The 15,499-nt window shown below is 70.1% G+C and carries 13 protein-coding genes; 9 read left to right on the forward strand and 4 right to left on the reverse strand.

The annotated features are described in order from the left end of the window. Nucleotides 1-15: 15 nt before the first annotated feature. From car to BM424_RS20340, 4 genes are all read left to right on the forward strand, one after another. Nucleotides 16-3,423: a carboxylic acid reductase gene (gene car / locus BM424_RS20325; protein WP_093420467.1), complete on the forward strand. Its 3,408-nt coding sequence runs from the start codon at nucleotides 16-18 to the stop codon at nucleotides 3,421-3,423. Nucleotides 3,424-3,437: 14 nt separating this feature from the next. After that, nucleotides 3,438-3,797, forward strand: coding sequence for a nuclear transport factor 2 family protein (locus BM424_RS20330; RefSeq protein WP_093420469.1), 360 nt, complete (start codon nucleotides 3,438-3,440; stop codon nucleotides 3,795-3,797). Between the two features lie 35 nt (nucleotides 3,798-3,832). After that, nucleotides 3,833-4,819, forward strand: a complete 987-nt coding sequence (locus BM424_RS20335; protein ID WP_093420471.1) for a zinc-dependent alcohol dehydrogenase family protein — start codon at nucleotides 3,833-3,835, stop codon at nucleotides 4,817-4,819. Between the two features lie 66 nt (nucleotides 4,820-4,885). Further along, nucleotides 4,886-5,335, forward strand: coding sequence for a hypothetical protein (locus BM424_RS20340; protein WP_139274110.1), 450 nt, complete (start codon nucleotides 4,886-4,888; stop codon nucleotides 5,333-5,335). 37 nt (nucleotides 5,336-5,372) lie between these two features. Here BM424_RS20340 and BM424_RS20345 read toward each other — a convergent pair whose 3' ends face one another. Together BM424_RS20345 and BM424_RS20350 are read right to left on the reverse strand one after the other, a co-directional pair. Further along, the gene (locus BM424_RS20345) at nucleotides 5,373-6,887 is read right to left on the reverse strand and encodes a hypothetical protein (protein WP_093420477.1); all 1,515 of its coding nucleotides are present in this window, start codon (nucleotides 6,885-6,887) and stop codon (nucleotides 5,373-5,375) included. Beyond that, complete coding sequence (locus BM424_RS20350) at nucleotides 6,884-7,504, reverse strand: TetR/AcrR family transcriptional regulator (protein ID WP_093420479.1); 621 nt, start codon at nucleotides 7,502-7,504, stop codon at nucleotides 6,884-6,886. The genes BM424_RS20345 and BM424_RS20350 overlap by 4 nt, the downstream gene beginning before the upstream one ends. A gap of 133 nt (nucleotides 7,505-7,637) precedes the next feature. Here BM424_RS20350 and BM424_RS20355 point away from each other — a divergent pair, with 133 nt between their 5' ends. The 4 genes from BM424_RS20355 to BM424_RS20370 all read left to right on the forward strand — a co-directional run bounded on the left by BM424_RS20355 (nucleotide 7,638) and on the right by BM424_RS20370 (nucleotide 11,959). Then, complete coding sequence (locus BM424_RS20355; protein ID WP_093420482.1) at nucleotides 7,638-9,170, forward strand: long-chain-fatty-acid--CoA ligase; 1,533 nt, start codon at nucleotides 7,638-7,640, stop codon at nucleotides 9,168-9,170. Between the two features lie 163 nt (nucleotides 9,171-9,333). Further along, nucleotides 9,334-10,575, forward strand: a complete 1,242-nt coding sequence (locus tag BM424_RS20360; protein ID WP_093420484.1) for a styrene monooxygenase/indole monooxygenase family protein — start codon at nucleotides 9,334-9,336, stop codon at nucleotides 10,573-10,575. A 207-nt stretch (nucleotides 10,576-10,782) separates the two neighbouring features. Continuing rightward, the gene (locus BM424_RS20365; protein WP_281248787.1) at nucleotides 10,783-10,998 is read left to right on the forward strand and encodes an MbtH family protein; all 216 of its coding nucleotides are present in this window, start codon (nucleotides 10,783-10,785) and stop codon (nucleotides 10,996-10,998) included. 130 nt (nucleotides 10,999-11,128) lie between these two features. Continuing rightward, nucleotides 11,129-11,959 (forward strand): TauD/TfdA dioxygenase family protein, encoded by an 831-nt coding sequence (locus tag BM424_RS20370; protein ID WP_217649773.1) that lies wholly within the window; start codon nucleotides 11,129-11,131, stop codon nucleotides 11,957-11,959. 124 nt (nucleotides 11,960-12,083) lie between these two features. On the opposite strand, the gene BM424_RS20375 is transcribed toward BM424_RS20370, so the two are convergent. Further along, a complete protein-coding gene (locus BM424_RS20375) occupies nucleotides 12,084-12,995 on the reverse strand; it encodes a sulfotransferase domain-containing protein (protein ID WP_093420489.1) in 912 nt (303 codons plus the stop codon). Nucleotides 12,996-13,100: 105 nt separating this feature from the next. Further along, nucleotides 13,101-14,132 (reverse strand): methyltransferase, encoded by a 1,032-nt coding sequence (locus tag BM424_RS20380; RefSeq protein WP_093420492.1) that lies wholly within the window; start codon nucleotides 14,130-14,132, stop codon nucleotides 13,101-13,103. Between the two features lie 246 nt (nucleotides 14,133-14,378). Here BM424_RS20380 and BM424_RS20385 point away from each other — a divergent pair, with 246 nt between their 5' ends. Beyond that, nucleotides 14,379-15,476, forward strand: coding sequence for a glycine amidinotransferase (locus tag BM424_RS20385; protein ID WP_245776004.1), 1,098 nt, complete (start codon nucleotides 14,379-14,381; stop codon nucleotides 15,474-15,476). Nucleotides 15,477-15,499: the final 23 nt, after the last annotated feature.

Genomic DNA, 15,499 nt, shown 5'->3' on the forward strand with positions numbered 1-15,499 from the left:
CACGGAAGGACGCGCATGTCCGACTCACTGCAAGGAATCAGCGCCGCGGTGCACGACTCCGGCACCGGCATCGCCGAGGTCATGGCCGCGGTGTCCGAACAGGACACCGGCCAGGGCCTGGCCGAGGTGATGGCCTCGTTGCTGGAGGGCCACGGCGACAAGCCGGCGCTGGGCGTGCGCGCCACCGACCCGGCGACCGGGCGGCTGCTGCCGCGGTTCGACACCGTCACCTACCGGCAGCTGTGGGAGCGGGTGCGGCAGGTCGCGGCGGCCTGGCACCACGCCGGGCTGCGCCCCGGCGACCGCGTCTGCTACCTGGGCTTCACCAGCCTCGACTACGTGACGCTCGACCTCGCCGCCATCCACCTCGGGCTGGTCGCGGTGCCGCTGGCGGCCGGATCGCCGCAGGAACAGCTGGACCCGATCATCGCCGAGACCGAACCGGTCGTGCTCGCCGCCGGCGCCGGGTACCTGGACACCGCCGTGGAGTGCTTGCTCGCCGGGACCACGGTGCGCAGCCTGGTGGTGTTCGACCACGAGCGGTCCGAGGCGGCGGTCGAGGCCGCGCGGGACCGCCTCGCCGCAGCGGGCAGCGAGGTCGCCGTGGAGACCTCCGGCGACCTGCTCCACCGGGGCGCGGAGCTGACGGAGGCACCGCTGTTCGTCCCCGACTCCGGCGACGACCCGCTGGCGCTGATCATCTACACCTCGGGCAGCACGGGAGCGCCGAAGGGCGCCATGTACACCCAGCGGCTCGTCGGCACCGCCTGGTACGGGTTCACCTACGGTTCGGCCGACGTGCCGGTGGTCGGCGTGCACTACATGCCGCTGAGCCACCTCGCCGGGCGCTACTCGGTGATGACCTCGCTGGCGCGCGGCGGCACCGGCTACTTCACCGCCGCGGCCGACCTCTCCGCACTGCTGGAGGACTTCACCCTGGTGCGGCCCACCGAGCTGACGATGGTGCCGCGGGTGGCCGACATGCTCTTCGAGCACTACCGGTCCGAAGTGGACCGCAGGAGCGGCGAGCCCGGGGACGTGGAGGCCGCGGCGCGGGCCGGGGTGCGCGAGCAGCTGCTCGGCGGGCGCGTGGCCAAGGCGATGGTCGCCAGCGCGCCGCTGCCCGCCGAGATGAAGACGTTCCTGGAGTCCTGCCTCGGCGTGCAGGTCCACCTCGGGTACGGCTCGACCGAAGCGGGCGGTGTGCTGCTGGACTCGGTGGTGCAGCGCCCGCCGGTGCGCGACTACAAGCTCGTGGACGTCCCGGAACTGGGCTACTTCACCACCGATTCCCCGCACCCGCGCGGAGAACTGCTGCTGCAGTCCGACGTGCTGATCCCCGGCTACTACCGGCGTCCCGAGCTCACCGCGCAGATCTTCGACGCCGACGGCTACTACCGCACCGGCGACATCATGGCCGAGATCGCCCCGGACCGGCTGGTGTTCGTCGACCGCGCCAAGGACGTGCTCAAGCTCTCCCAGGGCGAGTTCGTCGCGGTCTCCCGGCTGGAGACGGTGTTCAGCGGCAGCCCGCTCGTGGAGCAGATCTTCCTGTACGGCAACGGGGAACGCGCCTACCTGCTCGGCGTCGTGGTGCCCTCCTCGGCCGCACCGGTCGACGGCGACGAGGCCGAGCTCAAGGCGGCGCTGTTGGAATCCCTGCAGGACATCGCGCGCGACGCCGGGCTCAACTCCTACGAGATCCCGCGCGACCTGCTGATCGAGACCGAGCCGTTCAGCCCGGCCAACGGGCTGCTGTCGGACAACCTCAAACCGCTGCGCCCGCGGCTCAAGGAGCGCTACGGGCCCGCGCTGGAACGGCACTACGCCGCGCTCGCCGAGCAGCACGTCGAGCGGCTGAGCGAGCTGCGCCGCGGCGGCGCGGACCGGCCGGTGCTGGAGACGGTCACCCGGGCCGCGCAGGCGGTGCTGGGCTGCTCGGAGGCCGACCTGCGGCCCGAAGCGCACTTCACCGAGCTCGGCGGGGATTCGCTGGCGGCGCTGTCGTTCGCGGGGCTGCTGGAGGAGATCTTCGGCGTCGAGGTCCCCGCCGCCGCCGTGCTCAACCCGGTCGCCGACCTGGCGGGACTGGCCGGGCGCATCGCGGCCGGGCGCACCGCCGCCACCGACCGGCCCGTGGCGGGCGCGGTGCACCGCGGGGAGCGGTTGCGCGCCGACGAGCTCCAGCTGGAGGAGTTCCTCGACGCCGACCTCGTCGCCGCCGCACCCGGCCTGCCGGTGCCGGAAGGTCCGGCCCGGACCGTGGTGCTGACCGGCGCGAACGGCTACCTCGGCCGGTTCCTGTGCCTGGAGTGGCTCGAACGGCTCGCCCCGGCCGGCGGCACCCTGATCTGCCTGGTGCGCGGCGCGGACGCCGAGCAGGCCGCGCGGCGCCTGGAGGAGGCCTTCGACAGCGATCCGGAGCTGCACCGCCGCTACCGGGAGCTGGCCTCCGGCGCGCTGGAGGTCCTGGCCGCCGACATCGCCGAACCGCGACTCGGGCTCGACGAGGACACCTGGAACCGGATCGCCGCGACCGCCGACCTCGTCGTGCATCCCGCCGCGCAGGTCAACCACGTGCTGTCCTACGCGCAGCTGTTCGGCCCGAACGTCGTGGGCACCGCCGAGGTGATCCGCCTGGCGCTGACGACCCGGCGCAAGCCCGTGACGTTCGCGTCCAGCATCGCCGCGGTCCCGGCCGGCGACGCCGCCGAGGACGCCGACATCCGCCTGGCCGCTCCCGTCCGCGAGCTCGACGACCGTTACGCCGGCGGTTACGCCAACACCAAGTGGGCCGGCGAGGTGCTGCTGCGCGAAGCGCACGACCGGTGCGGGCTCCCGGTGGCGGTGTTCCGCTCCGACATCCTGCTGGCGCACCGCCGCTACGGCGGGCAGCTGAACCTGCCGGACGTGTTCACCCGCCTGCTGCTGAGCCTGCTGGCGACCGGCATCGCCCCTCGCTCGTTCTACCGGGGCGGGGAACGCGCGCACTACGACGGCCTGCCGGTCGACTTCACCGCCGCCGCGGTGACCGAGCTGGCGGCGCGGATCCCCGAGGGCTACCGCACGTACCACGCGGTCAACGACCACGACGACGGGATCTCGCTGGACACGGTCGTGGACTGGCTGATCGAGCTCGGGCACCCGATCCAGCGGATCGCCGACTACGACGACTGGTTCGCCCGGTTCACCACCGCGCTGCGCGCCCTGCCGGAGCGGCAGCGCGCGCACTCGCTGCTGCCGCTCCGGCACGCCTTCGAGCGGCCCGGCGAGGCCGTGGCCGGATCGGCGGTGCCCGCCGGGCGGTTCGACGCGGCCGTGCGCGAGTCCGGCACCGACGTCCCGCACCTGGGACCCGACCTCATCGCCAAGTACGTCACCGACCTGCGCGCCCTCGACCTGCTGCAGGACGCCGAGAAGTGAAACCGGAGGAACCAGTGGACACCGACATCACCACCCTGCTCGACGAGGGGCTGCGCCTGCTGGAGGCGAAGGACTTCGACGGGTTCCGGGCGCGCTGCACGCCCGGCGCGAGCCTGTGGGAGAACGACGGCAACGGCGAGCAGACCATCGACCAGCGGATGGTGCAGTTCAAGGAGTTCGCGAAAACCGTGGACACGCTGCACTACGAGGTGGTCCGCCGCTTCGCGCGCGACGGCGAAGTGCTCCAGCAGCACGTGCTGCACGTGCTCGGCACCGACGGCTCGCGCAACGAGGTCAACGCCGCGGTCTACTTCCGCTTCGACGGCGACCTGATCGACCGGATCGAGGAGTACGGCTACCAGATCCCCTCCTGATCCCCACCCGAGCAGTCCGGAAAGGACGGTCAGAGATGGCCCGCATCGTCCGTTTTCACCAGGTCGGCGGACCCGAGGTCCTGCGCGTCGAGGAGGTCCCCACCCCGGAACCCGGCCCGGAGGAGGTGCTGATCGAGACCAGGGCGCTCGGCCTCAACCGGGCCGAGACCGAGTTCCGGGCGGGGCGCTACGGGCAACCGTCGCTGCCCTCGGGCATCGGGTTCGAGGCGGCGGGCGTGGTGCGGGTCGTCGGCACCGGGGTCGAGCACGTCGCGCCGGGAGCCGCGGTCAGCGTGCTCCCGGCCTTCGCCCCCGGTGCCTACGCCCTGCACGGCGACCTCGTGCTCGCCCCCGCGCACGCCGTCGTCGAGCACCCGCCCAACCTGACCTGGGAGCAGGCCGCGGCGGTGTGGATGAGCTTCACCACCGCCTACGGCGGGCTCGTCGAGACCGCCGGGGTGACCGGCGGGGACGTGGTGCTCATCCCCGCCGCCTCCAGCGGCGTCGGCATCGCCGCGATCCAGCTCTGCGCCGAGCTCGGTGCCCGCCCGGTCGCGCTGACCCGCACCGGCGCGAAGCGCACCGCGCTCCGCGAGGCCGGTGCCGCCGAGGTCATCGCGACCGAGGAGCAGGACGTCGTCGCCGAGGTGCAACGGCTGACGGAGGGACGCGGTGCCCGGGTGGCGTTCGACCCGGTCGGCGGCCCCGGTTTCGCCGCCCTCGCCGCCGCGCTGGCCCCCGGCGGGATCGCCGTCGTCTACGGCACGCTCGCGGGGGAGGGAACGCCGCTGCCGGTCGGGGACGTGCTGGCCAAGGGCCTCACCGTCCGCGGCTACGCCCTGTTCGAGACCACCGACGACCCGGCCCGCCGCACCGCCGCGATCGAGTACCTGCGTGCCCGCCTGGCGACCGGCGCCCTCGTCCCGCACGTCGGCGCCACCTTCCCGCTCGACCGCATCGCCGACGCCCACACCCGCATGGAGGCCGGCACCCACCTCGGCAAGATCGTCCTCCGCACGTGACGGCCGAGCACGAGCTATCCTCCGGGAGCAACCCGAGCCCGGGCAGTCCCGATTGGATCGTGACCCGTGAGTGCAGGCCCGAACAGAAGCGGCGTTCGTCGTCCGTGGCACCTGTGGCCGGCGGCCGTCGTCGTGTTCGCGCTCTACGTCGGCGGGCTCCGTGACTACCTCCTGATCCTGATCGGGGACACCGACTACATCGAGGGGCAGTTCGGCCCGGGCGGTCTCGCCTACTTCACCGACTACCCGCCGGTGCTCCGCGCCCTCTGGGCGATCAACGTCCTCGGAGGCCTCATCGCCCCGGTGCTCCTCGTGGCCCGCAACCGCTGGGCGGCCCCCACCGCTCTCCTCGCGGCGGCCGCCCAGCTCGTGCTCCTCGCGGTGACGTTCGCCCTCCTGGACCGCTGGACAGCGCTCGGTGCCTCGACCTCGTGGTTCGACATCGGAATCGGCCTCGTAACAGTCCTCTTCGCCCTCTACTGCACGAACCTGCGACGTCGAGACCTCCTCCGATGACACAAGCCCCGACGAAGCCGCGCGGTATTCCGGGGGTTCATGGGGCTTCTCGGTTCTGGGGGATCCGCCCCGGCTGGTACGAGAGCACAGCGGTCGCGTAGGCGTCGATGACCGCGACGTTGTCACCGACCTCCGAGCGTCCGCGGTGGGTGACGTCGGCGCTGACCTGTTCGAGCTCCGCGCTGCTCGCGAGCGCGGGCACCGCTACGCGGACCGGGTCGGCCGTCTTGTTGACGAAGAGGATCTTGCGGGAGCCGTCAACGGTCAGATAGGCCTGGGCGTGCACGCGCGGGTCGGGGTAGCCGTGCCCCGCGGTGGCGGAGGTGGGGACCAGCGCGTCTCCGGGGCCGAAATGCCGGAGGAGCAGCGCGAGAGCGTCATAGCGGGCGTTGGGTTCCCCCGTCTCCCAGTCCAGCAGGCTGATGCCGGGGTTCATGCCGGGATAGTCGATGAACTCGGCGATCCCGACCAGGTCGACGCCGAGTTCGACGAGTTTGGCCCACAGGTAGGACTGGACCGCCGCGCTGAGCGCCCAGTACTCCTCCGGAAAGGCCGGGGCCGGATCCATCGGTGCGGGCGGGAAGGTCCCGAGTTCGTTGATGTGGGTTTCGACGTGGGGCGCGAGCCTGCGCCGGATCGCGTCGATGTGCCGGACCTGGTCGAGGAACGCGTCCGCCTGGGCGAAGAAGATGTCCCGCCAGTGCTCATAAGGCGCGTTCCCCTCTGTCCCGAACGGGTTGATGATCTCGGGTTGGGCGTAGAAGTGGTACGAGAACGCATCGATCGGGGTCCCGTCGGAGTGCTGGGCCGGGTCGAGGAAGTGCCAGTAGTGCTCCGGGTCCGGATGGACGTGGCTCAGGGACAGCCCGATGAACTTCATGTCCGGATCGAGCGGGGACAGTCGGGAGACGACGGCGTCGTAGAGCCTGGTGTAGACCTCGGGGGAGAGCTCGTGCCCGACATCGGGTTCGCACAGCACCTCCCAGTACGCGAAGCGGTAGCGGTGGCCCGACTCGTGCCACACGCCCCGTTCGTCGGTGAAGCCGCCGGCGATGTACCAGCTGGCAAGTCGGAAGAAGTAGTCCGCTACCTCTTCGCAGGTGGGATCGCGCAGTTCGGTTCCCCGCTCGTACTCCCAGTGGATCTCGTCGGGGTCCGCGGAGACCGGGACGGGCTCGGCCGTGACGAACATCCAGGTGGGGATCGTCGCGAAGTTCGCCACGATCGGCCGGCCTTCGGCGGCCGCGACGAAGTCCTCGACGAAGGGGTCGAGCAGTTCGAAGTTCCACGAGGTCGTGGTCGCGGTCGGCGGCGCGAGCTCCGGCACCGCGAGCCGGGGCTGGGTGAACCAGGGCAGGATCCGAGTCAGGTCGGCGCGGAGCTCGCGCAGCGCGTCGAAGGCCTTGCCGTGGATCGGGGAGCCTCGCCGCAGTTGCGGCGCGGTCCACAGATGGGTCGTGAGGGTGGTTCGCGATCGACCGGTGGTGCTGGTCCAGTCGACGTGCAGTGAGGTGGACGGTTTCGCGGAGGCTGCCGGTTGGATCGCGGTCATGCCGGCGTTCCTTCCTGGAGCGGGGGCGGGTGGCCGAGCGCGGGCAGGATCGCTTGGTCGACGATCGCGATGAGCGCGTCGGCGTCCGGTGTCCTTCCGGTGTCGAGCTGGTGCTTGAGCACCAGTGCTTCGCCGATGTCGACGACGACCGGGGTGACCAGCCGGGGGTCGATGGCGCCGCGCGCGGCGTAGTGGTGGATGACGGTGCTGGTGAAGCGGTTGCCGTGCGTGTCGAAGACCCGGGTGTAGAGGGCTTCGACGAGATCGGGCCGGCGTCGGCGTTCGGCGAGGATCGCCGCCACCGCCGGCGCATTCGGACCTTCGAGCCAGCCGACCAGTTGCTCGAGAGCCCGCAGGAGATCCGCGCGCAGCGCATCGCCTTTGAAGGAGACCTGTTCGACGGGCATGGCTTCCGCCAGCGCGTCGAGCAGCAGGTCCTCGACCGAGGACCAGTGCCGGTAGAGGGAGGTCTTGGCGACCTTGGCGCGCCGGGCGACCCCTTCGATCGACAGCCTGCCCAGTCCCTGTTCCGTCGTCTCGGCGATGACCGCTGCGCGGCAGGCCTCGTGCAGGTCCGCGGCTGAGCGTCGACGAGCTGGTGGTTCTTGCGTGCACATGCCCGTCAATGTAGATACGGCACCGTAGCTACGCAACCGTAGCTACTGGTGGGCTGAGCGGCTTGTGGGGGTGGTGACGTGGTCATAGATTGGCCGGACGTGCGGTGAGAGCTGCCTCGATGAGGAGGATCTCGTGAGTGCTGTCCCCGTGTACGGCGCGATTGAGCACTGGGTTGAGGTCGCGCCGGATCGCGAAGCGCTGGTCTTCGGGGAGCGGAGCTGGAGCTGGGCTGAGCTCGACCGGCGGGTTCGGCGGGTTGCGGGTGCGCTGCGCGCGGCCGGCGTCGAGCCGGGTGACCGGTTCGCGGTCCTGGACAAGAAACACCCGGTGTGCCTTGAGCTGACGCTGGCGGCTTCGTTGATCGGCGCGGCGAACGCCGTGGTGAACTTCCGGCTGTCCGCGGAGGAACTCGCGCACGTGCTGGGTGACTCGACGGCGCGGTTGGCGGTCGTGGGGGAGGAGTTCGCCCCGGCGCTGCGCGAGCTCCAATCCGAGCTGCCCCGGCTGGGCGAGGTGATCGTGCTGGGTGGGGAGAGCGATCAGTACGAGGAGTGGATCGCCGCAGCTGAGCCGGTGGCGGATCCGCACCCGGCGGAACCCGGTGACTGCTTCCTCCAGCTCTACACCTCCGGCACCACCGGCTGGCCCAAGGGAGCGATGCTGACCCAGCGCAGCATGAGCGCCCACACCGGGGAAGCCGTGTCGGCCTACGACATGGACGAACGCACGATCAATGTCGTGGCCATGCCGCTGTACCACGTGGGAGGCACCAGCTGGGCGCTCGCGAGCATGAGCGCGGGGGCACGAACGATCATCGTGCGCGACATCGTTCCCGCTGCGCTGCTCGACCTCGTCGAACGGAGCGCGGCCACGCACGCGTTCTTCGTGCCGGCCGTGATCCAGATGCTGCTGTCGGATCCGGAACGCGCGCGCACGGCGCTGCGATCGCTGGAAGTGCTCGGTTACGGCGGTTCTCCGATGCCCGCGCCGCTGATGGAGCGCCTTTTGTCCACTCTCGACACTCCGCTCCACTCGGTGTACGGGATGACGGAGATGTCGGGGGTCTTCTGCGTGCTGGGGCCCGCCGAGCACCGGGATGACACCAGGGAGCACCTGCGGGCCTCGGCCGGTCGGCCGCTGCCGGGCACTGAGCTGCGCGTCGTCGACCCCGCCACCGGTGACGACGTCGCGCCAGGTGAGGTGGGCGAGTTCTGGGTTCGGTCGGAGCAGATGATGGCGGGCTACTGGCACATGCCGGAGGCCACGCGCGACACGATCACCCCGGACGGGTGGTTGCGCACCGGCGACGCGGGTCGCCAGGACGGCGACGGCTACCTCTACATCGAGGACCGCGTCAAGGACATGGTGATCTCGGGTGGGGAGAACATCTACCCCGCCGAGGTCGAGCGCGTCGTCATCGAGCACCCGGCGGTCGCGGACGCCGCCGTGATCGGTGTGCCGCACGAGACGTGGGGTGAAACGGTGAAGGCCGTGGTCGTTCCCACCGACGGCGCGGAGATCGACGAGGCCGAGATCATCGCGTTCGCACGGGAGCGGCTGGCTCACTACAAATGTCCCACCTCGGTCACCGTGGTCGCCGAACTGCCGCGCAACCCGACCGGGAAGATCCTCAAGCGGCAGTTGCGGACCCGGTACGTCTCCTGAGGGGCGGGCGCTTCTGCCGGTGAAAGGGTGGATCGCGTAACCCGCTCGGACGATCGACTGCGCCTGATTGGTCTGGTTTCGTCCATGACGAAGCTGCGATCTCCGCTGGGCCGAAGCAGTTGCTGGTGCGCCCGGTTGACCGAACTTGAGAGGTGGTCCGCGGATGCGGAAGGTCCTGATCGTCGGGGCGGGGCAATCCGGGTTGCAGCTCGCGCTGAGCCTGCAGGAGCGGCAGTACGACGTGACGGTGATGTCGGCGCGCACTCCCGACGAGATCCGCAACGGCCGGGTCATGTCGACGCAGTGCATGTTCCACACCGCGCTGCAGCACGAACGCGACCACGGCCTGAACCTCTGGGAAGCGCAGGCCCCGCCCATCGCGGGACTCGGCCTGTCGATCGCCGGCTCGGACGGCGATCGGGCGCTGGACTGGTTGGGCCTGCTGGACAATTACGCGCAGTCGGTCGATCAGCGGGTGAAGATGGCGGGCTGGCTGGAGCTGTTCGAGGACCGCGGCGGCGAGGTCGTCCACCAGGAGGTGACGCCCTCCGACCTCGATGCGCTGACCGAGCACCACGACCTGGTGATCGTCGCGGCGGGCAAGGGTGAGCTGGTCCGGCTGTTCGGCCGCGACGCCTCCCGGTCGCCCTTCACCAGCCCGCAGCGGGTGCTGTCGGTCTGCTACGTGCACGGTGCCGGGCCGCGACCGGAGCATCCGGACACCGACGCGGTGCGGTTCAACGTGCAGCCCGGTGTCGGCGAGCTGTTCGTGATCCCCGGTTACACCTTCAGCGGTCGGTGCGACATCCCGTTCTTCGAGGGCATCCCGGGCGGGCCGCTGGACTGCTGGAGCGACCGGCCGGGGCCGGGCGAGCACTGGTCGCGGATGCTGGACCTGATGCGCCGGTACTTCCCCTGGGAGTACCAGCGGTTCCGGGACGCCGAGCCGACCGACTCGCAGGCCACGCTTGTCGGCGGCTACGCGCCGGTGGTGCGCGAGCCGGTCGCGCAGCTGCCCTCCGGCGGTCTGGTGCTAGGCATGGCCGACGTGGTGGTCGCCAACGACCCGATCACCGGCCAGGGCTCGAACTCCGCGAGCAAGTGCGCGGCGTCCTACCTGGACAGCATCCTCGCGCGCGGTGACGAGCCCTTCGACCGGGACTGGATGACCGGGACGTTCGAGACCTTCTGGGAGTACGCGCAGCACGCCACGAACTGGACCAACGCGCTGCTGGGTCCCCCGCCCGAGCACGTCCTCGAGCTCTTCGGCGCCGCGACCGAGATCGCCGCGATCCGCACCCGCTTCGTCAACGGCTTCGACGACCCCACCGACTTCGCCCGCTGGTTCCTCGACCCGCACCTCGCCCAGGCCTACCTCGCCGAGGTGTCGCCCCTCGGCAGGTGACAGTTTTAGTGAGAACTGTCCGGACATTTCGGACTTTGATCATGGACAGTTCTCACTAAAACTGTCCCCTGGTGACGCACGCGCGCCCACTTGCGCCGGGGTCGGGGTGGTTCCGTAACGGCGGTGGTCACGGATTCCGTTCGGGGTGGGGGGTATGAGGATGACGTGGTCTGCGATGAACCGGCGTGCGGAGGAGACAGAAAGGCGGTGAGCGGGGTGAACCCGTTCGACGATCCCGATGCCACGTTCCTGGTGCTGGTCAACGAGGAGGGGCAGCACTCGCTGTGGCCCGCGTTCGCCGATGTGCCCGACGGGTGGCGCATCGTGCACGACCAGGACACCCGCGCGGCCTGCATGACCTACGTCGAGGAGAACTGGACGGACATGCGTCCCGCGAGCTTGATCGAGGCCATGGGCGGCTGACCGGCCGCCGCGCGATTCGCGCGGACAACGCCGTGAGTCCTGCACTGATGAAGGAGATCCCGCTGTGACTCAGTCCCTAGCTCCAGGGTCCGCCCCCGAAGGTGTTGCCGGGCAGCTCGACATCTGTCCCGTGTCCGGCGCTCTCGGCGTCGAAGTGCGCGGGATCGACCTGAACGAGATCACCGACGAGCAGGCGGCCCGGATCCGCGAGCTCATGCTCGAACACCTCGTGCTGTTCTTCCCGGGTCAGGACAACCTGACCCCCAAGGGGCACGTGGCGCTGGCCAAGCGCTTCGGCGACGTCGAGGTGCACCCGTTCCTGCCGAGAGTGAAGGAACACCCCGAGGTCACGCGGATCGAGTCCGACAAGGGCGGCAAGGCCGACGAGTGGCACATCGACGTCAGCTTCGCGCCCAACCCGCCGGTCGCCTCGATCCTGCACCTCATCACCTGCCCGCCCTCGGGCGGGGACACGATGTGGAGCAACCAGTACCTCGCCTACGAGACGCTGTCGGAGCCGTTCCGCGAGATGCTCGAAGGCCTCACCGCCGTGCACGTGCTCAAGCTCCCGCACGTCATCGAGATGTCCGCCGAGCACCCCGTGGTGCGCGTGCACCCCGAGACCGGGCGGAAATCGCTGTACGTCACGCGGATGTGGACCTCGCACATCCCGCAGCTGACCCGCCACGAGAGCGACGCCGTGCTCCAGCACCTGTTCGAGCACTCCGAGCAGCCCAGCTTCCACTGCCGGTACCGCTGGGAGCCGCACACGGTGGCGATCTGGGACAACCGCGCCACCCAGCACGTCGCGATCAACGACTACCAGGAGTACCGCGCGGCGCAGCGCGTCGTCGTGGTCGGTGACAAGCCCTCCAGCGACACCCCGCGCCGGCCGGACTACAAGCCGAAGGCCGACGAGCGGTACTACCCGCGCCGCATCAACGCCCACCGCGGTTACTGATCCCGATCACAGCGAAGGGGCCGGTCTTCTCAGGAAGACCGGCCCCTTCGACGTGCGATCCCCGTGACGGCGAAAAACCAGGAGGCCCACCCGGTTCGACCGGGTGGGCCTTCTGGGCGTTGCCTCAGCGGTTCAGCCAGTCCAGGAACGGCTGCGGAGCCAGCGCGGCGACCCGCTCGTGGTACATCTGCAGGTCCTCCTCGGTGAGGACCTCGCGCCCGGCGCCGGAACGCCCGCCGTAGAAGAAGTCCGACGGGTTCACCAGCACCTGCTTGTCCGGGGCGACCCGGTCCGCGCGGGACTTCATCTCGTCGAAGGTCGCCGCCTTCACCAGCTCGGCCCGCTTCGACTCGTCCAGCGGGATGCCCAGCCACTCCGCCAGCGACGCCATCTCGCCGTCCAGGTCGGTGACGAGGTCGTCGTAGTGCATCAGCCGCACGTTCGGCTCGTCGCGCCGGTTCCACGCGTCGAGCGGGTGGTGCAGCTCGGCCGCGGCGATGTCCCGGTTCTCCTCGTCGGAGGCCCCGGGGGTGCACCAGTTCAGCAGCCACTCGCGCCTCGGCGGCAGCGTCGGCGAGGGCCGCTCCGCGGACTGCTCGTCCGGTTCGGTCTGGAAGGCGCGCAGCCACTCCGCGTGGATGTTGTGCGCCTGGTGGTACATCGACAGCGCCCGGTCGAGCGGGTGCCGGGCGACGACGATGTAGCTGACGCGGGGATCGAGCGGAAGACCGTCGAGCGGGACGTGGGTCTTGATGATGCGGCGGTGCTCCTGCGCGGCCAGCGTCGCGTACATCTCCTCCTGCGAGACGTACAGCTGGTCCAGCCACGGCGACAGCGTCGACAGCGGCTGCGGCAGCTCCGGTTCCTGGAAGACCAGCAGCGCGCACATCATCTGCACCCACGTGGTGCCCGACTTCGCCGGCGCGCTGATGACGATGTCACCGTCGCGCAGCGGGAAGTCGTCCCAGCGGGCGCTGTCCTGTTGCGGCGAACGGTATCGGCGACGCTCGTTCAACGGCGGACCTGGAAGAGTCATGGTGGGCATCCTCAACGGACGAAGGGTGGCATAACGCTTCCAGCCTCTCCCCGCCGTCGCGGGCGAACATCCGAGATGCCCACCGTTACGCTCCCGCGTGACTCGTCACGGCTTGACGCCCGAGGTCAACCCGTGTTCGTAGGACAGGCCGCCGGTCGTGCCGACCTGCTCGAAACCGGCCTCGGCGAGCCAGCGCTCGTAGTCCCGCGCCGGGTAGGCCATGCCGCGGCCGCTGACCAGGACGTTGAAGTACAGGCCCAGCCGGGCGCCGAAGATCCCGTCGGTCTCGTCGTCGGACACGTTGTAGCCGTAGAGCAGCACCTTGCCGCCCGAGGGCAGCGACTCGTAGGCCTTGCGCAGCAGCCGCAGGATGTCCTCGCCGTCGAAGATCTCCAGCACGTGGCTGAACAGGACCGCGTCGTGGCCCTCCGGGAACGGGTCGGTGAAGATGTCGCCCGCGAGCAGGTCGACCCGGTCGGCCTGCGTGTTCTCCGCGAGCCGCGAGACGCTGGGCATGTCGAACACCGTCGAGCGCAGCTGCGGGTAGCGGTCGACCAGTCGCGCCGAGGTGCTGCCGTCGCCGCCGCCCACGTCGAGCAGGTGCCGGACGTCGGCGAACACGGGCTGGCCGACCAGCGCGTCCACCGAGCGCAGCGTGAACGCCGTCATCGCGCGGTGGAAGACCTCCTCCAGCTGCGGATCGTGCGCCAGCCGCTGGTACAGCGTCGGCTCGTCGCCGGGGTGGGTGTCCAGGGCGGTGTTGGTGCCGGACCGCAGCGCGCCCGTCATGTGCGCGAACGCCGGGTAGTACACCTCCTTCCAGCCGGTCAGGATGTGCCGCCAGCTGTCCGGCTCGTCCGAGGCCAGCAGGTCCTCGGCGACGGCGGAGTTGTGGTAGCCGCCGTCCCGGCGCTCCAGCAGCCCCGTCGAGCACACCGCCTGCAGCAGCACCCGCAGCTGGTGCGCGGGCATGTCGGTGAACGCGCGGATCTCCTCGGCCTGCGCACCCGGCTTGTCCGACAGGAAGGAGAAGATCCCGATCTCGGAGGCGGTGGTGACGGCGTTGAACAACGCCGGTGCGTTGACGAGGAAGTGGAACCGCTCGAGAACAGGGTCGTCTGATTGGAAGTTCTGCATGATCTCCGCACTCCCCGCGCGATCGTGACGTTCGAAAGAAAAGGCCTGGCGATTTCATATCAGGAAATGCCGCCGCGATGGCGTTTTCGGGACCGTAACGGCGGTGAACGCGGGTGCGGTGGCCAGGGCGTTTCGCCGATTATCGGGGTACCCCCGATTCACTAGGCGGTGTCCTGCGTGCAATTGAACAGCTTCGACGAGTGGTCGCCTCTGCGGGAAGTCGTCGTCGGATCCGCGGAGAATTACGTGTCGCACGAGAGGGAGCTCTCGTTCGACCTGTTCTTCCACGACAACCTCGTGCACGACAACGCCGGGCACGGGGAATCCGGCCGCTCCGAGTGGTACTACCCGAGGCTGACCGCGCGCGGCGGTTCGTCCGGCAGGCAGCGCACCCCGGTGGCCCGCCGCTACGTCGACGAGCTCAACGAGGACCTCGAAGGGCTCGCCGAGGCCCTGCGCTCCCTCGGCGTCACCGTGCACCGGCCGCTGCCGCTGTCGCCCGACACCGCCGAGGTCACCACCCCGGCCTGGTCGGCCTCGGTCGTGCCGCCGCTGAACCTCCGGGACAACACCCTCATCCTCGGCGACGAGATCATCGAGACCTCCCCGATGATCCGCTCCCGCTACTTCGAGACGCAGTTCCTCAAGCCGCTGTTCCGCGACTACTTCCGCGACGGCGCGCGCTGGAGCGTCATGCCGCGCCCGATGATGACCGACGCCTCGTTCGACCTGTCCTACGCGCGCACCGCGACCGTCGGCGGCCCCACCGAACCCATCGAGGACCCGCAGTCCTCGCCGTGGGACGTGGGGCTGGAGATGATGTTCGACGCCGCCCAGTGCCTGCGGCTCGGCAACGACATCGTCGCCAACATCTCCACCGAGAACCACGCGCTCGGCGTCACCTGGCTGGAACGCCACCTCGAAGGGCGCTTCCGGATCCACCGGGTGCACGAGCTCAGCGACAGCCACATCGACAGCATGGTGCTGGCGCTGCGCCCCGGCCTGCTGCTGGTGCGCTCCCACGAGGTCGCCGACAAGCTGCCCGAGCCACTGCGCCGCTGGGACCGGATCGTGGCGCCCACACCGCAGGAGAACAACTTCCCGCGGTACGACTCCGACGCGCTCATCCTGACCAGCCCCTTCATCGACCTCAACGTGCTGTCCGTCGACGAGGAGACCGTGCTCGTCAACGAGGCCAGCCCGGAACTGGTCCGGGTCCTGGAGGACGCGAAGTTCACCGTCGTCCCGGTGCGCCACCGGCACCGGCGGCTGTTCGGCGGCGGCTTCCACTGCTTCACCCTCGACACCGTCCGCGACGGCGGACCCGAGGACTACCTCAGCTGATCCGAGGACGAAGGGACACCGAC

The organism is Saccharopolyspora flava (genome assembly GCF_900116135.1).
GTDB lineage: Bacteria > Actinomycetota > Actinomycetes > Mycobacteriales > Pseudonocardiaceae > Saccharopolyspora > Saccharopolyspora flava.